This is a genomic window from Fibrisoma limi BUZ 3 (assembly GCF_000296815.2).
Taxonomy (GTDB): domain Bacteria; phylum Bacteroidota; class Bacteroidia; order Cytophagales; family Spirosomataceae; genus Fibrisoma; species Fibrisoma limi.
Map to the genome: position 1 here is coordinate 164,131 of NZ_CAIT01000006.1, position 22,055 is coordinate 186,185.

Below are 22,055 nucleotides of genomic sequence, written 5' to 3' on the forward strand. Positions count from 1 at the left end.
GGGGTAAATAAGCCCGCCCACTAACGCGGCTTCTTACCAAAAGCTAATCCAAAAAAACAGGACCAATTGCATTCGTCCTGCCTTTCCCTGCGTACGTCATCTATACTTGCCCACCCCCTGCGTAGCCGTCTCTTTTGCATTGTCAACGGCCATCAATCGCCGGTTGTCTACGCTATGCAAATCTTTACTACCGGGTATGGTCTCCAACGTTCCAGCCACTTTACCCAGCCAAAACAACAAATCACTATGAAACAGGTCAACCACCTTCTCCGACAGGCTTTTCTTCTACAAACCACACTGTTCATCCTTCCCGTTTTAGTTCTGTTTGGTTGCAGCTCGGCGGCAGAGCAAAGCCAGACGGCCGCTGCCGAAGCACCAACGTTGCCCGTCGTTCAGGTACAAACCGCTTCCATGACCACGTACCAGGAGTTCCCGGCTACGCTGGAAGGTAAGGTAAACGTCGACATTCGGCCGCAGGTCGAGGGGTATTTGGAAAAGATTTACGTCGACGAAGGTGCGACTGTTCGAAAGGGGCAACCGCTGTTCCGCATCGACGAACGCAGCTACCGCGAGCAACTCAGCAACGCCAACGCTAGCCTGCTGGCCGCCAAAGCGAACATGGACAAGGCGGCTATCGAAGTGGCCCGGCTGAGCCCGTTGGTTCAGAACAAGGTCATCTCGGACGTGCAGCTCAAAGCCGCTCAGTCGGCCTATGACGCAGCCAAAGCGAGTGTTGAGCAGGCCAGGGCAACCGTCAGCACGGCCCAGACGAACCTGAGCCGCACACTGATTACTGCCCCCGTCAATGGTTACATTGGTCGGTTGCCGTACAAACCGGGCAGTCTGGTGGGCCGCGCGGAGCCGCAGGCGTTGACAACCATCTCGGACGTTCGCGAACTGTACGCGTACTTCTCGATGAGCGAGGTTGACTTCCTGCAATTCACGCAACAGGCACCGGGTCGCAGCATGGCCGAGAAGATCAAGCGCTTTCCGCCGGTGGATCTGTTGCTGGCCGATAACAGTGCCTATAGCCAGAAAGGTCGGATCGAAATGGTGTCCGGCCAGTTCGACAAGACGATGGGCGCGATCAGCTTCCGGGCGGTGTTTCCCAACGGACAGGGCCTGCTACGGTCGGGCATTACAGGTCGCGTTCGGATTCCGCAGCCGCACGGCGAAACCGTTGTCGTGCCGCAGGAAGCCACCTTTGAACGCCAGGATCGCGTCTTTGTCTTTGCCGTGGCCGACAGCAACAAGGTAGAGAGCCGACCGCTTCAGATTGCGGGAAAAAGCGGCAACTACTACCTGATCAGTCAAGGCGTTAAACCCGGCGACCGGATTGTGCGCGATGGCCTGGACCGACTGCACGACGGCGATGTTATTACGCCCAAACTCGTGGCTAAAGACACCAATCAGCTAACCTCAGCTTTGTAATCCATCTCATATAACGAAAGGTTTTCGGGTTCTCATCAGCTACCCCGGCAACCAGTATCCGCTATGCTTAAAATATTCATTGAACGACCGGTTCTGGCGACGGTCATCTCTATTCTATTGGTCATTCTGGGGGTTATTTCCTTAGTGACCATGCCAGTTGCGCAGTTTCCCGACATTGCCCCGCCGAGTGTTCAGGTGTTGGCATCGTACCCCGGTGCGAACTCCGAAGTCGTAGCTCGTTCGGTGGCGACGCCGTTGGAAGAAGCCATCAACGGGGTTGAAAACATGACATACATGACCTCGTCGGCCGGTAACGATGGGTCGGTGGCGATCAACGTGTTTTTTGAGTTGGGTACCAATCCCGACCTGGCAGCCGTGAACGTACAGAACCGCGTGGCGAAGGCCACCAGCCTGTTGCCCGCCGAAGTGGTACAGGCTGGTATCTCCACCCAGAAGCAGCAGAACAGCATGATCATGTTCCTGGACCTGATCAGCACCGAGGCCGTTTACGACGAAACGTTTTTACAGAACTACGCCAAAATCAACATCATTCCCGAGTTACAGCGGGTTAAGGGCGTCGGTCAGGCGGTCGTGTTTGGGGTGAAGGATTACGCCATGCGCGTATGGCTGAAACCGGATCGGTTAGTGGCTTACGGGCTGTCACCCCAGGAAGTGCTGGCGGCTATCCGGGACCAGAACCTCGAAGCCGCTCCTGGCCGAATTGGGGAAAGCAGCACGGAGTCGTTTGAGTACGTAATCAAATACAAAGGTAAATTCACCAAGCCCGAAGAGTTTGATCAGATTGTGCTGAAAGCCAATACCGACGGCTCAACGATTCTGCTGAAAGACGTGGCCCGGCTCGAATTTGGCTCGTTCACGTACAGCGGCAACACGAAAGTGAACGGGAAGGCCGCTACCGGCATTGCGATCTACCAGACGGCTGGCTCCAACGCCAACGACATTCAGGTGGCGATGCTGGAGATTATGGATAAAGCCACCAAATCGTTTCCGAAAGGCATTCACTACGCGGTTGAATACAGCACCAAAACGTTCCTTGACGAAGCCATCGACCAGGTTTCGCACACGCTGATTGAGGCTTTCGTACTGGTCTTTATCGTCGTGTTCCTGTTCCTGCAGGACTTCCGCTCGACGCTGATTCCGGCCATCGCTGTGCCGGTCGCGATTATCGGTACGTTCTTTTTCATGCAGTTATTCGGCTTCACGATCAACCTGCTGACCCTTTTCGCCCTGGTGCTGGCGATTGGTATTGTGGTGGACGATGCCATCTTGGTGGTGGAAGCCGTACACACGCGCATGGAACAGGGCAAGCAGTCGGCTAAGTCGGCTACGTTACGCTCGATGCAGGAGATTTCGGGCGCTATCGTGTCGATCACGCTCATTATGGCGGCTGTGTTCGTGCCGGTTGGCTTCATGAAAGGTCCGGCCGGGGTGTTCTACCAGCAATTCGCCTTTACGCTGGCCATTGCGATCTTCATTTCGGCAGTCAACGCCCTGACGCTCAGTCCGGCTCTGTGCGCACTGCTCCTGACGAACAAGCACACGGAGGGAGAGCACGAGAACGGTAAAAAGGGCCTGGCCGGTCGGTTCTTTACCGCGTTTAATGCGGGCTTTGCGGCCACAACGAAGCGGTATGTGGGCATTACCCGGCTGTTGATCCGGCATAAATGGGTTGGTCTGAGCGGTCTGGTGCTGGTCATGGTTACTACGTTCTGGCTGATGCGGAAAACCCCGACCGGGTTCATCCCGTCCGAGGACCAGGGGTTCATTGTCTATTCGCTGAAATTACCAGCGGGGGCTTCATTGCAGCGCACGCAGAAAGTCATGAACCGGATGGAACAGATTGTGCGCAGTATGCCCGCCGTTCACAGTCATTACGGGATCAGCGGCTTCAACGTCATTGCCAATTCCATTAGCCCGTCGTATGCCGTTGGCTTTATCAACCTGAAACCCTACGCCGAACGCGGACCGATTCAGAATCTGGATGCGGTGATCGGGACCATTAACGGGGAACTGGCGAAGGTCAGCGAAGGCCACGTGGACGTATTTACCTTCCCGACGGTGCCGGGTTTTGGTAGCGTCGACGGCTTCGAAATGGTGTTGCAGGATCGGACGGCCGGCAAGCTCGACAAGCTAAACAGTACCGCTACTCAATTCCTCACCGAGTTGGGCAAACGTCCAGAAATTGCCGCGGCTTTCACCACCTTTGACACGGGAACACCGCAGTATTCGCTGGAGATTGACGCCAAGAAAGCCAAGCAGTTGGGCGTATCGACGGGGGAGGTTCTGCAAACGATGCAGGTGTATTACGGTAGTACGTTTGCTTCGGACTTCAACCGGTTCGGGAAGTTCTACCGGGTCATTGCCCAGGCCGACAGCCCGTACCGCACCGATCCGTCGTCGTTGAACGGCATTTACGTCAAGAATTCGACGGGGCAAATGGTGCCGATGGCTACGGTGGCCTCTCTAAAACGCGTGTACGGCCCCGAAGTGGTTACGCGCAATAACCTGTTCAATGCCGTCGTCATCAATGGTATACCGAAGCCCGGCTACAGTTCGGGGGATGCGATCCGGGCGGTGGAGGAAGTGGCCGCCAAACACCTGCCCAACGGCTACACCTACGAGTGGACCGGCATCACCCGCGAAGAGATTTCGGCCGGTAACCAGTCGGGCCTGATCTTCCTGCTTAGTCTGGTGTTCATCTACTTCCTGCTGGCGGCTCAGTACGAGAGCTATTTACTGCCCCTGGCCGTGATTCTGTCGGTGCCGACGGGTGTGCTGGGCGTGTTCTGGGCGATCAACCTGGCGGGAATTGATAACAACATCTACGTGCAGGTCGGTTTGATCATGCTCATCGGCTTGCTGGCTAAAAACGCCATTCTGATTGTCGAGTACGCTGTTCAGCGACGCCGGGCAGGTATGGCTCTGATAGCATCAGCACTGGAAGCCGCTCAGTTGCGACTACGGCCGATTCTGATGACGTCCTTTGCCTTCATCGTGGGACTTATCCCGCTGATGAGCGCTACGGGGTCATCGGCCAAGGGGAACCACTCGATCAGTATCGGTACGGCCGGGGGTATGCTGACGGGCGTAGTGCTGGGTGTCTTCATCGTCCCGGTGATGTATGTCATCTTCCAGAAGATACAGGAGAGAATCAGCGGACGCAAACAACGGCCTCAACCCGAGTTGGAAGAGGAACTGGCCGCTACACATGCATAGAATTAATGAAACACCTCACCCCCAAGTCGTGCGCGACCCCGGCCCTGAAGGGGGCTTCTGGACCCGGATGGCTTAGCCCCCTTCAGGGCCGGGGTCGCGCACGACTTGGGGGTGATAATCAAAAGTAATTTGAGAATAATACAATGAAACCTATCCATATTCTTAGGGGCAACCATGTGATCAGCTTCATGCTCTTGGTACTCCTATTAGCAGGCTGTAAAGTCGGGCAAAACTACCAGCGTCCCGACGTTGCGGTACCTACGCGGTTCCGGTCGGCCGCTACGACTGATTCGGGGACAGTAGCTCGGGTGCCCTGGCGCGATTTCTTTGGCAACCCTGAATTGCAGCAATTGATCAGCACGTCGCTGGAGGGCAACTTTGATTTGCAGATCGCGATGAAGCGTATCGAGGAAAGTCGGGCGTACGTCCGTCAGACTCGCTACGCCCTGCTACCGGCGGTCAATGGGCAGATTGCCGCTTCGACCATCACTCCGTCCAAGAATAGTCTGAATGGGCTAAGTCTGGAAAACTTTCTCGGGGCGAAGCACCTGGAAGACTATTCGGCCAACATCGCCCTGTCGTGGGAAGCTGATATTTGGGGTAAGATTCGGCGGCAGAACGAAGCGACGCGGGCCACTTACCTGCAAACCGAAGAAGCCGCGAAAGCCGTACGAACCAACCTGGTGGCGAACGTTGCCAACGGGTATTTCAACCTGTTGTTGCTCGATGCGCAGTTGGACATAGCCAAGCGAAACCTGGCTCTTAGCGACACGATTGTGCGGGTCATTCAGCTCCAGAAGGATGGGGGCGAAGTAACCGAACTGGCCGTCGAGCAGGCGCAGGCGCAACGGCAAACGGCGGCATTGCTCCAGACACAGTTGGAACAGGCCATTGTCATTGAAGAGAACGGCCTGCGGCAGTTGCTGGGCGACATGCCGGGCAGCGTCCCCCGCTCGACGCGCCTGGATGCTTTTCCGGTGGCCGATACGTTGCTATCGGGCGTCCCGGCGCAACTACTGGCGAACCGCCCCGACGTTCGGGTCAGTGAGTTGGGCTTGGTCGCGGCCAATGCCCGGATTGGCGTAGCGCAGGCAAACATGTACCCCGCGCTGGTCATTACAGCCGGTGGCGGATTGAATGCCTTCCGGGCCAGCAACTGGTTTGTGCTGCCGTCTTCGCTGTTCTACACTGTAGCGGGCGGCCTAACGCAGCCCATCTTCCAGCGTCGGCAGCTGAAAACGCAATTGGAAGTGGCTAAGATTCAGCAGGAACAGGCCGTTATTCAATTCCGGCAGGCCATTACCAACGGGGTTCGGGACGTATCGGACGCGCTCGTTCAGGTAGAAAAGCTGAAACAGCAGGAACAGGTGGCCGCAGCCCGCGTGGTTACCCTGAAGGGGGCGATCACCAACGCCAAGCTGTTATTTACAAGTGGTCTGGCTAACTACCTGGAAGTGATTACCGCCCAAAGCAATGTGTTACAGGCCGAATTGACGCTGGCCGAAGTCAAACAACAGCGCCTGAGAGCCATGGTCAGCGTGTACCGGGCCTTAGGTGGGGGCTGGCAGTGAGTAAGTTGTTTGGAATGGAAGGTTTCATTAGGCTAAGGACTTGGGCAACCGGTTGGTAAGCCAAAGAATGAGTATGGCTTGGAAAATCAACGCAAAGGGAATGACGGAAATGTTCTTGAAGAACAGAATCAAAGCCCACTCTGAACTTTGCTCCGAAATCAACTGACGACCCTTCAGGGTGATGTACAGACAGGTTTCGTAGGCAATGTGGTTAATCAGTGCATTGAACAGCCACGCAATAAGCAGAAAAGCAACGAAGTTGACCAGCATGGTAAGCCAGTTCTGGCGTAAATTTTTGATCGCCAGGCGCCAACCTGAACTTCGTCCAGCTTTGTTTCTGACGAGCTGAACAAGTTTGGATAGGCCCGTTCTTACATTTGTCAACCCAAGCGCGTAGAAAAAGAGCAGGAAGCGGGCGCTTTCAATCACGACCTCCAGCGATGTATGAGCCAGGGGGCTGATTGGCCCGAATGCCCGCAACTGAATAGCCCGCCCAAAGGCTGCAACAAGCCCTAAGCCGAAAATGGGCAGGAAATTAACTTTGATAAAGTGGAAAGCGTAGACCGTGCAGCCTAAGAATCGGAATATTTTTGTAGCGGTGTTCATAGCGGAGAAGGAAGCTGTTTTGACTAAAGCTAACCTATTGTATAGCAAAGTTCTAGGCAAAGCATACTACGTAAGTGGTATAATCTCTGGATGAATGGATTTCGGTTCTGAACTGATAAGGGAGTGTGCCGCTGAAGTTAGCCCTAGTGAGCAGACGTTAACGCGAACGAGAAAACGGCCGCTGTCTGTCAAGCGGTTTTGAGTATAATCGGTAGCTCGGACTAGTTGATAAGAATGCAAGATTTTCAAGATAAATTCATTGTCCATTCACTTCTTTACTGCTCGATATCCCGATCGGTATATGAGGTAGCTCGTAGACTATTTGTTGAGCCGAAACCGGGTCGCTTACTGAGTCGTGTATGAATAAAAAAATGGACCTTGATACGTTTGATGTCTACGCCTACATCACAACAAATCATACAACCGATGCCGACAAAGGCTACATCCTGGTCGACCACCTGACCTACCACGACGCGGCCATCCGGTTTCCGTTCCGCACTTTCTTTTATGGTATTGGCCTCACCTACGCATCGGGCAGTTCGTTCGAGGTGGGTAGCCGACAGTATCCAATGCAGGAAGGGGCGTTGATCACCATTGGACCGGGCATTGTTTCGCAGTGGAAATACGACTCGCCCGACGTACCGGCCGATACAATTCTGTTCCGGCCTGAGTTGTTAACCCCGTTAGTCAATACTTCATTTTGGGCTTCGCTTCCTTTTTTCCTGCCCGGTGGTAACCACGTCACTGTCTTAGACGACGACAACATTAATAAAGTAAAAGGGCTTTTTCAGGTGTTAAAACAGTTTGGCGATGAGCCTGATATCGTGGCCAGTCTTACTTACTCTTTGTTGCTGTTGGTGCGTAAGATTCACGAGGGAAAAGAGGGGAGGCAGAACCTGGCTTTGTCGGCTGCGGACCAATTGGTGCAGGAGTTTCACCGGCTGGTTGCGCAGGAGTTTCTGGTCAAAAAGGAGGTTGCCTACTATGCGTCCCGGCTGCATATCACTCCTAAATACCTCAGCGAAGTGTTGTTGGCCCAAACCGGCCGATCAGCTAAGACCATCATTGAGGATACGGTTTTTCTGGAAGCTAAAAGCCTGCTTCGCCAGACCAGTATGAACGTTCAGGAAATCTGCTATTACCTGGGTTACGCCGACACCTCGTACTTCACAAAAGCGTTTCGAAATCGGGTTGGGATGACGCCGTTAGCGTATCGGAGGCAGTAAAGAAGACCTATAAGGTTTTGAAACCTTATAGGTCTGGGGACGAAAACTACCATTTTAACCGACATTACGCCAGTTCTGGCCGCCTGAGGGTTGTGTAATTTGCACTCGATAGCAATTCTTACCCCATACCCTTATCACCTGTGCAAAACGTACATCCATTCACCCTCCAAGTCCCTCAAACCGCCCTCGATGATCTGCACCAACGCCTTGACAACACCCGCTGGCCGCACCAACTTCCCGATGATGACTGGAGCCGGGGTGTTCCGGCCGGTTACCTGAAGAAGCTGTCTGCTTATTGGCGGCATTCGTTCGATTGGCGCAAACAGGAAGCCGACCTGAATCGCTTTCCGCAGTTTATTACTCAGATAGACGGGCAGGATATCCACTTTATTCACGTTCGGTCGACGACCCTTGATGCTCAACCCCTTTTGTTATGCCACGGCTACCCCGGCTCGGTGGTTGATTTTATCAAGGTCATCGAGCCGTTGACCAATCCGGCAGCCTCAGAACCGGCCTTTCACGTTGTCGCCATTTCGCTACCGGGATTGGGGTTGTCACCCGCTGTGACGGAGGTTGGCTGGAATCTGATGCGCACGACCCACGCGTTTAGGGCTTTGATGAGTCAGCTTGGTTACGAACGGTATGGCGTGCAGGCGGGTGATGCCGGGGCCGGTATTGCCTCGTTGCTGGGCGTTATGTATCCGGATCGCATCATCGGTATTCATCTGAATGGTCCCGAACCTTTTCCCGAACCGACTGCCGAGGAACTCGATATCCTGGCCCGCGCCAACGACCTCTCGACGACAGACCAGACCCGACTGGAGCGGATGAATACGTTTACTCGCGAAGGAACCGGCTACCAGGCGATCCAATCCACGCGGCCGTATACCATCGGGTACGGTTTGCATGACTCGCCGGTGATGCAGTTAGCCTGGATTGTGGAGAAATATAAAGAATGGACTGATCCTCAAAAAGTGCTTCCCGAAGACGCCATTGATATTGACCAGATGCTGACGAATGTCAGCCTGTACTGGTTCATGGGCAACGGAGCGGGAGCGGCTAATTTCATCTATGAAAACATGTATCCGGCCCCTGCTGCTGCTAACCAGGATTGGTCAGCCGGTGACGATGGGAGCAGTTCGTGGACGGCCGCTGAATCGGAGCGGCAGGTGATCCCGATGGGAGTAGCCGTGTTTGCTGCTGACAACACCATTCGCCGGTTGGTCGACCGGGATGGAAGCATGCCCCACTGGTCTGAGTTTGACAAGGGCGGTCACTTTGCTGCGATGGAAGCCCCGAACGAGTACGTGTCGGATGTGCGGGTGTTCTTCGGTCAGCTTAACCATTAGCGCTACATACCATTAGCGCTTATCTTCTGCTTCCCAGCGAGTTCCTGCTGACATAGGGCTGTCACAGTCGGCCCGTATCTTTAATCTATAACAATCCCCCAAAGCATGACCCAACTTAATCCGTTTACCATCCAGGTTCCCCAGGACGTACTGGACGATCTTCAGCAGCGGTTGACACGTACCCGGTGGACCGACGAACCCCAACATGCGGACTGGAACTACGGCACCAATCCTCAGTGCCTGCGTGAGTTGGTGGAGTATTGGCAAAACAACTATGACTGGCGCAAACAGGAAGCGGCCCTGAATGAACTGCCGCAGTTTACAACAACCATTGATGGCATCAACATCCATTTCGTCTACGTGAAGGGCAAAGGTGATAATCCCAAACCGTTGATCTTGAATCACGGATGGCCGGATAGCTTCTATCGCTTCTACAAAGTCATTCCGATGCTAACCGACCCGGCGAGTTACGGGGGAAACCCGGCGCATTCTTTCGATGTGGTCGTGCCGTCGATTCCGGGTTTCGGGTTTTCCGATCGCGTCGCGCTCAACGATGATGTGACGGCGAATCTGTGGGCGAAGTTGATGACGGATGTATTGGGGTATGACACGTTCGTCGCGGCCGGTGGCGATCTTGGCATGGGTATTACGAAATCGTTGGCTAATCAGTACCCAGACCGCGTACAGGCCATTCACCTCACGGACGTGGGCTATCCAACGGGTACCGAAGACTGGTCGACGATGTCGCACGCTGAGCAGGAATTTGGTCAGTTTATTCAGCAGTGGTGGTATGCCGAAGGGGCTTACAACATGATCCAGTCGACCAAGCCGCAGACGCTAGGCTACGCGCTGAATGACTCGCCGGTGGGGCTGGCATCGTGGATTGTCGAGAAATTCTACGGTTGGAGCGATACTCAGGGTAATCTGGAAAACAGCTTCACGAAGGACGAACTGCTGACCAACATCATGATTTACTGGGTCACCCAGACGATCAATACATCCATCCGAACGTACCGGGAGGGGATGTTGGCTGCTTATTCAACCGAAGGGGGGCTTAAATCGGCTCAGTACGTAGACGTGCCGACCGGCGTAGCCATCTTCCCGGCAGATGCTCCGACTCCCGAAGACTGGGCCAAACGGATGGTGAACGTAAAGCGCTTCACGAAAATGCCGAAAGGGGGACACTTTGCCGCTCTGGAAGTACCGGCCTTGTGGGTAAACGACGTCAGTACGTTCTTTTACGAGGTTTAGCCAGGATTGGTCCGTTCCGTTCGCGAAAAGAAGTGGACACATCTGGCGTTTGATGAAGGCCCTGCAACATGATTAATTCACCATGTTGCAGGGCTTTATTTTATTAATTGGACAACCCCTTACTTATCAACTCGTTAATGTATTCCTTAAGGGTTATGCTGCCGCGTATCGGGGAGGTTGGTAATTCATACGCTTGATTGCGAACTATCTCGGTCATGGCCGCCATCGACTCGGCCGCTGGCTGCGAAAAACCAACGGATGTTAACGCGGTTATCCAATGTGCCGGGGGCGTCTCGATGGCCGTTACCGGTTTTTCTAGTACGTTAGCAAACGCATTGGCTACGTCGGTTGACGAATACAGTTCCGGCCCTTCCACGTAGTGCAACCCGGTCTGGCTGAGCGGTTCCATCATCAGGTCGGCGGCTACCTGGCCAATATCCAGCGGACTTACCATCGGTAGTTTTAAATCGGTCGGAAAAAACGTATGGACAACGCCGTCCTGCCGGGCCGTTTGCAGCGCCATGTCCCAGTTGCTCATGAAATAAGCGGCCCGTAAGATGCTGACCGGCACTTGCATGTTTTGTAACGCCTGCTCCATCTCGTACAATACGCCCAGGTCGCCGACGCGGTCGCCGGGCTGAGCGCCGTAGGTTGACTGGGCCACCACTTTCTCGATACCCGACCCGTCCAATGCCCTCAGGATTGATGTTAGCGTTTTCCGTTCTTCGGCGGCCGTATCGGTAGACGGTGCGGCCGGTGGGTTTAGCAAAAACAGGCGGTTGCCGGTCTTGAGAACCTCGTGTAACGCCTGGGTATGCAGGACATTCACCACCGCTACGTTGGCTTCCCGTCGTTGCCATTCATCGATTTTGTCTGGCTTGCTGGTAATAATTGTAACCGACTCCCCGCGTTCAAGGAGCGTCTGGGCTACCACGGAACCCACACGCCCCGTACCTCCTAACAGAATGTGCATAACAATTAACAGTTTTGTACTGGGCACAAACGTCGACACGGCGTGCGACAGCCGTATGTCAGGGGTTGGGCGTTATTTTTCCAGTGAACTGAAATAATCGGCCAGCGTGAGTTTATGAGGCTCAAACGTCTCCGGTAGCACCGTCATGGTTTCAATCCGGTCGAGCCGGAAGATTCGGTAGGCATTTCGGAGGTGACACCAACCCACTAGCAGCCAGTTCTCCTGCGTGTTCAGCAGGGCAAACGGCTCAACTACCCGAACACTACGTTCGTTGCCGAGGGAGAGATAGGCTATTTTGACGGGGTTGAAGTTAGTCAACGCTTTCTGCAAGATTGACAGATAATCGCTTGACCGTTCGAGCTGGGGATTCTGGTAAAACTTCATCCGATCGGCTAATAGGTTGGCTTTTTCCCTCGTGTTGTAGCGGAGTACGGCCTTTATCTTGTTGACGGCTTCTGCATAGTCCCGAACAAACGAAGCGTCCTTATTTTGCGCAATGAGTTGCCCGGCCGTTACGATGGCGTTGGCCTCATCCTCCGTAAACATGATGGGGGGCAGTCGGTACCCTTCGAGTAAATTGTAGCCTTTGCCTTCCTCCGTCGCGATGGGTACGCCGGCCTGCTCCAGCGACTTCATATCGCGGTAGATCGTCCGGACGCTGACGGAAAATCGGTTTGCGAGCTCGACAGCCGTTAGCCGACGTTTGGTTTGTAACTGCGTCAGAATGGCAATGAGTCGCGAAAGTCGCTTCGTTTCGTTATTGTTCATGAGCATATCATGGATCAGATAATGAAACGTACCGGCTCTATAAAATACTCACTGCTTCTGTTGCTCAGGGAGTCCGTGAGCTCATCAGGGCCGCCGTAATCAGCACTTCGGTCAGAATGGCCGCCAGGGTGCGTATGTTGTTCAGCCGATTCCAGGGCTGTTCGAATCGTACGCGCATGGCAGCAATTTCCTCCTGCGTGGCCGAGTCGATGTTAAAAGCATCCAGTGCATTGTTCAGGGGGACATTACCCAGGGTCGTTACGCCGAAAACTCCGATGGTATACATCAGTGTAGCACCCAACAGTAAACAGAAACGAGCCGAAGGCGGGTGGTTATACTGAAGCCATGTACTCAGGGGTAACAGAAAAAGCGTGCCCATGAATCCAACGAAAAACACCGGATTCAGGATGGCCCGGTTGATGGACTGCATCGTCGATAGGTAGGCCGTATCAGATACCCGGGCCAGACCGGGGCTTACTGAATAGGAATACGCATAAAACAATCCGGCCATGAGTGCTGTGGTCACGGCCGCGCTCATCAGAACTACGTTAGGCAGGGTTGGGTCGAACAGGCGTTCAGAGTCGCGGAGGGGGATCATGACTGTTAGTTTTAAGATGTGTATGAGTATGCCCCAACCCCCTGGAGGGGGATTTAGCTATACATATCAGAGTGTTAGCTTTTGGGGGAGCTAACCCCCCTCCAGGGATTAAGGGTGTTTTATTTATGCGAATCAATTCAAGCAACTACCTGATTCCAAACGCCAGTAGCGGCTGTTTTACGGGCATACTCAGAAAAGTCAATTGGTTGGCGGCCTAACGCTCGCTCGACTCCATCGGCTACGCTGGCGTTTCTGCCGTCGAGGACTACGGTAAACAGGTAGGTCAGCAGATCAACGTACTCCTGCGGGACACCGTGCTCAACCATTGCCGATTTGTAGGCGTCAATCGAAATCGGTTCGTAGTGGATTTTTCGGCCTGTGGCTCGGCTGATCTCCTCAACTATGTTTTTAAACGTGAGCAGACGCGGACCCGTCAGTTCGTAGAGCTGGCCGTCGTGTCCGTTTTCCGTCAGCGCGGCCACCGCTACGTCGGCAATGTCGTCGGTGTCAATAAACGGCTCCGGAATGTTTTCGGCTGGTAACGCTACAAAGCCTTCCAGGATCGGTTCAATTAGGTAGCCCTCGCTGAAATTCTGGTTAAACCAGCTCGCCCGTAGAATCGTCCAGTCTGCACCGGCGTTCATGACAATCTGCTCACAAACCTGTGCTTCTGGCTCACCCCGGCCCGACAACAGTACCAACTGCTTAACGCCACACTGAACGGCCGTCTGAGTGAAAGCCCGGATGGCATCATCCGATCCGGGAACGGCCAAATCAGGTTGAAATGAGATGTACACCGCCTTGATACCTTCCAGCGCCGGTTTCCAGGTAGTCTGGTCGAGCCAGTCGAATTTCGGGTTGTTGGTGCGTGAGCCAATCCGTACGGGCCACCTGCGTTCCTGAAGTCGCTGCACGATCCGTTGCCCTGTTTTACCTGTACCGCCCAGCACGAACACTGGCTGCTTGTCTTTCGGTTGTCTGTTGTTCATTTGTTGTATGCCTGATCGCAACGATCAGTAGTTTTATGGTTGTTAGCGAATTCAAGCTGCTGATCGGCCGTAGAATCGGTCGTCCAACTTGAATGCTGAGCAAAACTACTGTGGTCGAAACGGGCGCAATAGAACAAAACCGACAGCTACTCAGCCACCAGGCCGGGGAAGTTTTCGGTCAGGACATTGGCTTTTTGTTGATACTGTTCCGGCAGGATTCCCGTAAATTCTTTAAACGTCCGGGTGAAGTGCGACTGGTCGGCATAGCCACTGTCGAAGGCGATGTCGGACAGTTTATCGTAGTCCCGGCTCTTCAATTGGTGCAACGATGCCTGAAAGCGACAGATCCGGGCAAACAGCTTGGGCGAAATACCTACGCTTTGCTTAAACCGGCGCTCCAGGCTCCGTTCCGAAAGCCGCAGGCTGTTCTGCAACTGCTTCAGCGATACATTGCCGCCCTCTTTAATAAGCTGATCCAGAGCCTGGGCCACTACCGGGTCAGTGGCCGGGTCGTTGCGATGGAGATGGGCCGATAAATACGCAAACAGAACATCAAATGGGTTGGCTGAGGTGGCCTGCCACAGTCGTTCGAGCAGGTGCGTGTCACGCACCCGGGGGAGTTCACCCACATCCATACAGGTGTCGGTCAGTTCAAATGCGTTGAGCCCGAACAATGCCTTCAGCGCATCGGGATAAAAACAGACGCCCAGCATCGTGAACGTATCGGACAGGTTTAGCTGCGCAGGTTCGGTGGATTGACCGTACAGAAGAACCCTGGGCAGCTTCTTGCCGTCTTGATGCACCTCTCCGCTTTGGGCGAAAAGGATGCCGGGACAGCCATCGGCTACTACGTTGAGGGTGTTCGGCTGCGCACTGCCCGTTTCGTTTTCTAATCGCCAGCAGTACCGGATGTAGTTGTCGAGCGAACGGGGTGGTGGAATGAGTTCGTACTGCATGACGGTTTTAGCAATTTATAGTATCAACGTATCAGTCCTTTAATACGTTATGTTTCACCGTGTTAAATAGGCTGCTGTTAGCGCCCGGTAGCGGTCTTTGCATCCAGAAATTCATTGATCATCGGGGCAAGCCACTCGGCTCGTTCCGGCATTCCTGTGTGGGTAGTGCCAGGTAGGATAGCCATTCGGGATTCCGGCATATCGCCTGAATCACCCATTTTACCTCCTCCCTTCATGCAGATGAGCTCCAGAGCGTGTTCGTAACGTACCCCATCCGCATCGCCGATGACCATATAAATAGGATTGGCTATCTGCTCTACATCGGTCGTCCAGTCGTAGGGTGTCAGATCAATACTGATGGTTTTTCGGATAAACGCATCAAATTTATCGGGGTGTGGAGACAGCGAGTCGTATTGGGTTTTGATGGGGGTGTCTTTTAAAAGGTCGGCTGATAAGGTTGGAAAAGCCGCTTCGGCTTCCGGCCACCAACCATCGTGCTTGTAGACACCCGACAGAACGACGAGTTTACCTACCTGCTCCGGATGGCGGATGCCCATCTGAAACGCAACACCCCCACCCATACTGTACCCCAACACATCGGCTTTCTCTACGTTTAGCTGTTTCAGAAGGCCAGCTACGTCGTCGGCCATTGCTTCATAGCTCAGCTCGCGCGGGATGTCTGCCGTACGGGCGTGGCCCTGCATCTCGGGCATGATAACTTTCCTGCTTTTAGCCAGCAGGGAGGCCAGTTTGCCCAGGTCATTGGACGTGCCAAATGAGCCGTGTATCAACACAATAGGCGCGCCCTCGCCCTGCACCTCATAATACATCCTGAGGCCGTTGACCTCCGCATAGCCGCTTTGCATATCGTTGATAGTTGGTTAATTACGCGTTCGTCTCCCTGGTCTGGACAGCTTTCTGCGACCGGCCGACAAATTCAGGAAGCTTTCCCGGGCTTTCCTGGACGAGTAGTGGCCAATCGTTCGGATCAGAGCCGGTAACAACATGATCATCCTGAAAAACAAGACGCCGAAAAGGTTTTGGGTAGCTGTGGTTTTGGCGTTGGCATAGTACGTGCCTTGTCCACTCATTTGTTGTTTACTGTCAATCGAATAGTATGCTTAAACGTCGCTGGTTGTGGGCTGATAATGCTGCACAACAATGCCGCAGTCGTAGGCTTTGGCGTTTGTCAGGGTAAGCTTCGTTCGATCGGTGAAAATGGATTTGCCGTTTCCTAATGCCGCCGGATTGACGAACAGGTAGTAATCGTCGATCAGGTTATGCTGAATCAGGGAGGTTACAAACTGCGCGCCCCCGTACACGATGATGTCCTGACCCGCCTGTTTCTTCAACGTAGTGATCTCATCAACCAGCCCGCCTGTGGCCAGAACCGTATTGGCCCAGGGGGACTCGTCGAGTGTTTTGGTAAACACAACCTTATGGGTGTCGGTAAACTTTTTGCCGGCCATAACGTCTGGATTAGCCGGATCGGCAGCTACCGATGCCCAGTGAGGAATGAATCCCTCGGCCAGGTTTCGGCCAAGAACAATGCAGTCGACCGGTTCGGTCAGGGTGGTAACGAATCGCTTTAGTTCATCATCCCAGTCGAACGCCATCCAATCCATTTCATTATTCGGGCCCGCGATAAATCCGTCGATGGATACCTGCACTTGTAATTTCAGCTTTCTCATTGTTTGGTATTCGATAGTTGGTTGGTTAATCTGTACTGCTTCTCTGCCTGTACTCTTCTATGACAAAGATACACTGACCCTTTTGAGCGCACGGGTGGCCAGTCCGACAAATTGCGGGGGCAACTGCGACAGACATAGAGTTAGTGTGTAAGCAAGCCCAAAACTAGAAAGGGTAATTGTGGGTCCATAGAACAAAACCGACACAGAGAAGCCACGTTTGAATCATTATGCAATGAGCAATCTGTTAGCTATATAATCGTAGATAAGTGCATTACTATCAAACTAAGTAGTGATGCCAATTATTTGAGTATAAACACTAATGGTATAAAATGTGAAGATGTAATCCTGGTGATCGAAATCGTTTAAAAATATGTAAATAAAGACGTATTAATTTGATACATTAGTAAATTTTTTTAAAATATTGTGAGTACTAATACTTAGTTTTATTTAATTGCATCACACTTCAGTACTTTAACACTCACTTTATTATCATGAAAATAGAACTCACCGCAAAGCCAAGCAATGATGCGTTTGATCGGGCATTTATTGCTTACATCAGAAAAACCCTGGACTTACCCTTTTTTTCTCTTAGCACCAGGACAAGAATCATCCGGGTTGTAGAACAGCAAACACGCGTCAAGCTGATCGGCGAATCGAACTGACCATCGGCTTTTTGCACCTTCCTCTTTTCACCGGATGGTGTTGGAGTTCTATCCAATACCATTGTCGTGCTGTTTTTAAACTCACAGAATGTTCGGCAACAGACTCCAGTACGGTTAAGTACCATTTCCTGGAAATTAATGCGTCGGAGTCGGTTGCTGGACTGGCTACGTCTATGCAAAATGGTCATGATCAGTCGACTTATGGCGAACCGACTGGCGATCAGATTTTAATCAACGCCTGGGTGACGGCCGTAAGCGAATTTTATGAATTGCACAGGCAACTTATGGAGTGCCTGGAAAATCCCCCACAAACTACGTTCAGTGCCGGTACGTTCTACATAGGTCAGTGTTCGACTGATGAGCTTCGTGGCTGTCTCGAAGCCATGTCAAGTGGAATACAACAACTGGTAGATAGCGTACAGGGAGAATCGTCGGAAAAGGGAATGGAGCTGCTGGCAGAGCACATTCAGCTTCTGAATGACTTAACCCGTCAAGCCCAGATAAAGCTTGCGTTAACGAAGCTTCCTCCTTCTTGATAATACCGTTTGGCGAGCGATGGCTGAAGCCAGATTGTCACATACAACCATCCTTTCTTCATGACGTCTGTACCGCTGGTCTGGGTAGTGGATGATGACCCTGATGACCAACTCATTATGGCAATGGCCATTAGTCAGATAGCACCTGCCGTTCGCGTCAACTATTTTAAAGACGGCCTGGACGTGCTGACTCATCTGAGCCAACGGCCTCTTTATCCTAGGTTGATTATTCTCGATCTGAACATGCCTGGCAAAAACGGTTTTGAAACATTGAATGAGATCCGTAATATGCCCGCAACGCATCAACTGCCCGTAATCATTTTTACTACCTCAACCCACCAGCAGGATAGAGACCGATCCATACTTCTGGGAGCCAACGCGTTTTATTCAAAGCCGGGCGACTATGATCAGATTCTGTTGATTATGAAAGAAATAGCCGACAAGTGGCAGTTGTCAGGAACTGCTCACTGAAGCTTACCAGGTCAGTGCCGGGCTTTAAGATCGATAGGGATCAGTAAGTGTGGGTCGAAAACATATCAAAACGGTAGCTTTCCCAGGTCAACATTTCCACCGGTCAGGATGATACCGAGTTTTTGCCCGGCAAATCGATCGTTGTGCTTCAAAACAGCAGCCAGGGGAACTGCGCAGGAGGGCTCAATGATGATTTTCATGCGTTCCCAGACCAAACGCATGGCCGCTACAATTTCCTCGTCCGAAACAGTCAGGATGTCTGATACGTGTTCGCGGATGATGGCCAGTGTGCGGTCGCTGAGGGTCGTCAGCAAGCCATCGGCAATGGTTTTTATGTAGGGTGCTTTTTCTACCTGTCCGCTCTGAAACGAGAGAACGGCATCGGCAGCACCTTCCGGTTCAGCCGCAATTACGGTTGTAGTGGGGGAGAGAAAATGCGTTGACAGCGCCGTACCGCTCAGCAGGCCGCCACCACCAACCGGAGCCAGAATGACATCGAACGGATTGTCCTGGCCGTAGTCTTCAATCAGCTCTTTTGCCGCCGTTGCCTGACCGGCAATCACCCGGTCGTCGTCGAAGGGATGGACCATGGCCGCCCCCGTCCGCTCCATAACAACCCGTACGCCTTCTTCGCGGGCATCGAGCGTCGGTTCACATTCAATTACCTCGGCACCATACCCCCGAACCGCATCTTTCTTGACCTGCGGAGCCGTACGCGGCATGACGATGTAGGCCGGGATCCCAACTTGCCGGGCTGCGTAGGCAATGGCCTGGGCGTGGTTGCCCGACGAATGCGTCGTCACCCCAAAGCGACGGTCGTCCGGGGTCAGTTGCAGTACGGCGTTCAGCCCGCCCCGGGCTTTAAACGCACCAATCTTCTGGAAGTTTTCGCACTTGAAAAACAGCTCAGCGCCGGCGCGTTCATTGATCGTGTGGTTTGTCAGCACGGGCGTGCGGTGGATATGCGGACGAATGCGGTCGTGCGCGTCGCGGATGGTATCGAGGGTGATGCCGGTAGTGGTATACTGGACGTTGGACATTGTATTGCTGGGCGTTGGCTATTAGACGGCTGGCTACATGCTCAAAGTTGGCATAAACGCAATGCAAAGAAACAAAAAAGCCGCGGGGTTCGTCACCCCACGGCTTTTGTCCGGCCTCAATAGCCAGTATCCAATAGCTGAAACACTAGTTCCGCTTGCTCATTTCATCGCGAATCTTGGCGGCCCGCTCATACTCCTCGTTACCGAGGGCTTCGTCGAGCATTCGCTGCAACTCTTCGGCCGACGCATTCTTCAACTGATCGCCAAACGAGCGGTTCGGTGACCGGTTCGAGGAGCGTACCAGTTCCTCCTGTTCTTCGTCATCCTCGTTGACGCTGGCGGTAATTCCGGCTTCCGACAGGATCGATTCGTTTGTATAGATCGGTACGTTAAACCGGATGCCGATCGCGATGGCGTCGGATGGGCGAGCGTCGATCACGGTTTCCCGCACGCCGTCTGAGCAAACAATCTTGGCAAAGAAAATGCCTTCCCGAAGCTCGGAAATAACGATTTCGCGTACGGTAAACTTAAATTTTTCGGCAAACTGCTTGAAAAGGTCATGCGTCATCGGCCGGTTCGGCACAATCTTTTCGATTTCGATGGCAATGGCCTGCGCTTCAAACATACCAATGATTATGGGCAACCGACGGTTACCATATTCTTCACCCAGCACCAGTGCAAACGAACCTGACTGCGACTGGCTGGGCGAAAGTCCTAATATCTCCAGTTTAATCTTATCCACGGCGCGAATTTAGCAATTTAAGTGATGAGTTATGAGCGATAAACCATGAGGAATGTGTAAGCTGTCTGTTTTTTCTACTATACGCTCATAACTCACCCGGTATCGCTTATAACGCCTGTACCGCCTTCGTCAGCCGCGGCAGTACGTCGAACACGTCGCCGACGATGCCGTAATCAGCCGATTTGAAGAAGGGGGCCTCAGGGTCTTTGTTGATAACAACAATTACCTTCGAGGAGTTTACGCCCGCCAGATGTTGTATGGCACCGGAGATACCGCAGGCAATGTACAGGTTCGGGCTGATCTTCAAACCTGTTTGCCCAACGTGTTCTGAGTGAGGCCGCCAATCGAGGTCGGACACCGGTTTGGAGCAGGCCGTAGCCGCGTGCAGGGCCTTCGCCAGGTCTTCCACAATGCCCCAGTTTTCGGGCCCTTTCAGGCCACGCCCGGCCGAAACGACCAGGTCTGCCTCGGGTAACAGTACGTCGCCGGTGGCTTTATCCGTGCTTTTCACGGCAATGCCGAAGTCGCCGTCGTTCAGCGCGGGCGAGAACGTTTCGACCGAAGCTGTGGCGTCTTTCTCCTCAACGGCAAGCGTGTTTTTCTTGATAGCCAGGATTTTTACGTCGGCCGTCAGGTCTGTGTAGGCAAACGCTTTCCCCGTGTAGATGCTGCGTTTTACCCGGAAACCGTTTGATAAATCGGGTAGTTCGACCACATTGGCCGCCAGACCCGCCCGCAGTTTACCGACCAGTCGGGCTGCCATGGCATCGGCCAGCGAGGATTTGGCCAGCACGATCACCTTGGTACCTTCCTGCTGCGCAGCGGCCGCTACGACTGTTGCGTAGGCCATGCCGTTCGGCTCGTTCAATTTGGAGTCAGCGGCATGCAGTACTTTAGTGGCACCAAAGCGACCAGCCGTAGCCAGTTCGCTGTCGTCGGCCTGACCAATCACAATGGCCGTAGCCGACGTACCCAACTGTTCGGCCACTTTAGCGCCGTAGTATATAGCCTCCTGTGAGGACTTTCTGAGTTTACCTTCGTCTAATTCTGCAAAAATGAGGACTGACATAATTCGGTTGTGGTTTGTGGTTTGTCGTTAGTGATTCGTAGTTAGTCTGGCATCAGCAACTACGAACCACAAACGGCAAACTCGTTAAATGACTTTTGCTTCGGTGCGGAGCAATTGAATGAGGGTTTCTGCCTGATCGGCCGGAATCATTTTGACGTTGCCGCGCGGAGCCGGTAGTTCGTAGCTGGCTACGTTCGTGAGCGTATCCTTGCTGGTTGGCTCAATAACTTTCAGCGGCTTGGTCCGGGCGGTCATGATACCGCGCATGTTCGGAATTTTCCATTCGGCAATCGGCTCCTGGCAACCCAGCACCAGCGGCAGTCTGGCTTCCAGCGACTCTTTACCACCCTCGATTTCGCGTGTAATCTGCGCGGTGTCGCCGTTGATATCCAATTGCATTACCGGTGAGATTGACGGCATGCCCAGCAGTTCGCCGACAATGCCGTGTACCTGACCGCCGTTGTAATCGATGGATTCGCGCCCCATCAGAATCAGGTCGTAGCTGTTCTCTTTCGCAATGGCCGCAATCTGCTCCGCCACGAAGAACGCATCGGTGGGGTCAGCGTTAACCCGAATTGCATCGTCGGCACCGATAGCCAGACACTTGCGAATGACCGGCTCGGTATCAGCTTCCCCTACGTTCAGCACCGTTACGGTTCCGCCCAGTTTCTCTTTTAACTCGATGGCCCGCGCCAGGGCGTAGTCATCGTAGGGGCCGGTGATAAACTGCACCCCTGCCTTGTTAAATTTGGTGTTGTTATCGGTGAAGGTAATTTTGGTGGTGGTGTCGGGGACACTCGTTACACACACTAAAATTTTCATGGTATTGTCGATTTGTGGTTGTTGTAGCGTTGGCCGTGCGTGGTCGATGGTAATCAGGCGGTGCGAA

21 protein-coding genes are annotated in these 22,055 nt (G+C 53.3%); 9 read left to right on the top strand and 12 right to left on the bottom strand.

Going from position 1 to position 22,055, the window contains the following annotated elements:
- Nucleotides 1–246: 246 nt before the first annotated feature.
- From BN8_RS08575 to BN8_RS08585, 3 genes are all read left to right on the top strand, one after another.
- Nucleotides 247–1,431 (top strand): efflux RND transporter periplasmic adaptor subunit, encoded by a 1,185-nt coding sequence (locus BN8_RS08575; protein WP_040005651.1) that lies wholly within the window; start codon nt 247–249, stop codon nt 1,429–1,431.
- A 63-nt stretch (nt 1,432–1,494) separates the two neighbouring features.
- Entirely contained in the window at nt 1,495–4,668 is a 3,174-nt protein-coding gene (locus tag BN8_RS08580) for an efflux RND transporter permease subunit (RefSeq protein ID WP_009281444.1), read from the top strand.
- Between the two features lie 188 nt (nt 4,669–4,856).
- Nucleotides 4,857–6,239, top strand: coding sequence for an efflux transporter outer membrane subunit (locus BN8_RS08585; RefSeq protein WP_009281445.1), 1,383 nt, complete (start codon nt 4,857–4,859; stop codon nt 6,237–6,239).
- 27 nt (nt 6,240–6,266) lie between these two features.
- Here BN8_RS08585 and BN8_RS08590 read toward each other — a convergent pair whose 3' ends face one another.
- Nucleotides 6,267–6,845, bottom strand: a complete 579-nt coding sequence (locus BN8_RS08590) for a hypothetical protein (protein WP_009281446.1) — start codon at nt 6,843–6,845, stop codon at nt 6,267–6,269.
- Nucleotides 6,846–7,204: 359 nt separating this feature from the next.
- On the opposite strand from BN8_RS08590, the gene BN8_RS31600 reads away from it, so the two are divergent.
- The 3 genes from BN8_RS31600 (at nt 7,205) to BN8_RS08605 (ending at nt 10,671) form a co-directional block, all read left to right on the top strand.
- Nucleotides 7,205–8,071, top strand: coding sequence for a helix-turn-helix domain-containing protein (locus BN8_RS31600; protein ID WP_009281447.1), 867 nt, complete (start codon nt 7,205–7,207; stop codon nt 8,069–8,071).
- Between the two features lie 140 nt (nt 8,072–8,211).
- Entirely contained in the window at nt 8,212–9,420 is a 1,209-nt protein-coding gene (locus BN8_RS08600; protein ID WP_009281448.1) for an epoxide hydrolase family protein, read from the top strand.
- Nucleotides 9,421–9,525: 105 nt separating this feature from the next.
- Entirely contained in the window at nt 9,526–10,671 is a 1,146-nt protein-coding gene (locus BN8_RS08605; protein WP_009281449.1) for an epoxide hydrolase family protein, read from the top strand.
- A gap of 103 nt (nt 10,672–10,774) precedes the next feature.
- Here the strand turns inward: BN8_RS08605 and BN8_RS08610 are convergent, their stop codons facing one another.
- The 7 genes from BN8_RS08610 to BN8_RS08640 all read right to left on the bottom strand — a co-directional run bounded on the left by BN8_RS08610 (nt 10,775) and on the right by BN8_RS08640 (nt 16,646).
- A complete protein-coding gene (locus BN8_RS08610; RefSeq protein WP_009281450.1) occupies nt 10,775–11,644 on the bottom strand; it encodes an NmrA family NAD(P)-binding protein in 870 nt (289 codons plus the stop codon).
- Between the two features lie 72 nt (nt 11,645–11,716).
- Nucleotides 11,717–12,412, bottom strand: coding sequence for a helix-turn-helix transcriptional regulator (locus BN8_RS08615; protein WP_040005904.1), 696 nt, complete (start codon nt 12,410–12,412; stop codon nt 11,717–11,719).
- A 64-nt stretch (nt 12,413–12,476) separates the two neighbouring features.
- On the bottom strand, nt 12,477–13,010 hold the full coding sequence (locus tag BN8_RS08620) for an anthrone oxygenase family protein (protein ID WP_009281452.1): 534 nt from the start codon (nt 13,008–13,010) through the stop codon (nt 12,477–12,479).
- A 137-nt stretch (nt 13,011–13,147) separates the two neighbouring features.
- Nucleotides 13,148–13,999, bottom strand: a complete 852-nt coding sequence (locus tag BN8_RS08625) for an NAD(P)H-binding protein (protein ID WP_009281453.1) — start codon at nt 13,997–13,999, stop codon at nt 13,148–13,150.
- A 146-nt stretch (nt 14,000–14,145) separates the two neighbouring features.
- On the bottom strand, nt 14,146–14,955 hold the full coding sequence (locus tag BN8_RS08630) for an AraC family transcriptional regulator (protein ID WP_009281454.1): 810 nt from the start codon (nt 14,953–14,955) through the stop codon (nt 14,146–14,148).
- Nucleotides 14,956–15,032: 77 nt separating this feature from the next.
- Complete coding sequence (locus BN8_RS08635) at nt 15,033–15,821, bottom strand: alpha/beta fold hydrolase (RefSeq protein ID WP_009281455.1); 789 nt, start codon at nt 15,819–15,821, stop codon at nt 15,033–15,035.
- Between the two features lie 255 nt (nt 15,822–16,076).
- The gene (locus BN8_RS08640; protein ID WP_009281456.1) at nt 16,077–16,646 is read right to left on the bottom strand and encodes a dihydrofolate reductase family protein; all 570 of its coding nucleotides are present in this window, start codon (nt 16,644–16,646) and stop codon (nt 16,077–16,079) included.
- Between the two features lie 491 nt (nt 16,647–17,137).
- Between BN8_RS08640 and BN8_RS33210 the strand changes: the two genes are divergently transcribed.
- The 3 genes from BN8_RS33210 to BN8_RS08650 all read left to right on the top strand — a co-directional run bounded on the left by BN8_RS33210 (nt 17,138) and on the right by BN8_RS08650 (nt 18,315).
- Nucleotides 17,138–17,308 (top strand): hypothetical protein, encoded by a 171-nt coding sequence (locus BN8_RS33210; RefSeq protein WP_192579036.1) that lies wholly within the window; start codon nt 17,138–17,140, stop codon nt 17,306–17,308.
- Between the two features lie 173 nt (nt 17,309–17,481).
- Entirely contained in the window at nt 17,482–17,844 is a 363-nt protein-coding gene (locus BN8_RS08645) for a hypothetical protein (RefSeq protein WP_040005653.1), read from the top strand.
- 60 nt (nt 17,845–17,904) lie between these two features.
- The gene (locus tag BN8_RS08650; protein WP_009281458.1) at nt 17,905–18,315 is read left to right on the top strand and encodes a response regulator; all 411 of its coding nucleotides are present in this window, start codon (nt 17,905–17,907) and stop codon (nt 18,313–18,315) included.
- A 65-nt stretch (nt 18,316–18,380) separates the two neighbouring features.
- Here the strand turns inward: BN8_RS08650 and BN8_RS08655 are convergent, their stop codons facing one another.
- The 4 genes from BN8_RS08655 to BN8_RS08670 form a co-directional block, all read right to left on the bottom strand.
- A complete protein-coding gene (locus tag BN8_RS08655; RefSeq protein ID WP_009281459.1) occupies nt 18,381–19,355 on the bottom strand; it encodes a threonine ammonia-lyase in 975 nt (324 codons plus the stop codon).
- A gap of 145 nt (nt 19,356–19,500) precedes the next feature.
- Nucleotides 19,501–20,097: a bifunctional nuclease family protein gene (locus BN8_RS08660; protein WP_009281460.1), complete on the bottom strand. Its 597-nt coding sequence runs from the start codon at nt 20,095–20,097 to the stop codon at nt 19,501–19,503.
- 106 nt (nt 20,098–20,203) lie between these two features.
- Nucleotides 20,204–21,166 carry an electron transfer flavoprotein subunit alpha/FixB family protein gene (locus BN8_RS08665; RefSeq protein ID WP_009281461.1) on the bottom strand — a complete coding sequence of 321 codons (963 nt, stop codon included), beginning with the start codon at nt 21,164–21,166 and terminating at the stop codon, nt 20,204–20,206.
- Between the two features lie 84 nt (nt 21,167–21,250).
- Nucleotides 21,251–21,988 (bottom strand): electron transfer flavoprotein subunit beta/FixA family protein, encoded by a 738-nt coding sequence (locus tag BN8_RS08670; RefSeq protein ID WP_040005906.1) that lies wholly within the window; start codon nt 21,986–21,988, stop codon nt 21,251–21,253.
- Nucleotides 21,989–22,055 lie beyond the last annotated feature (67 nt).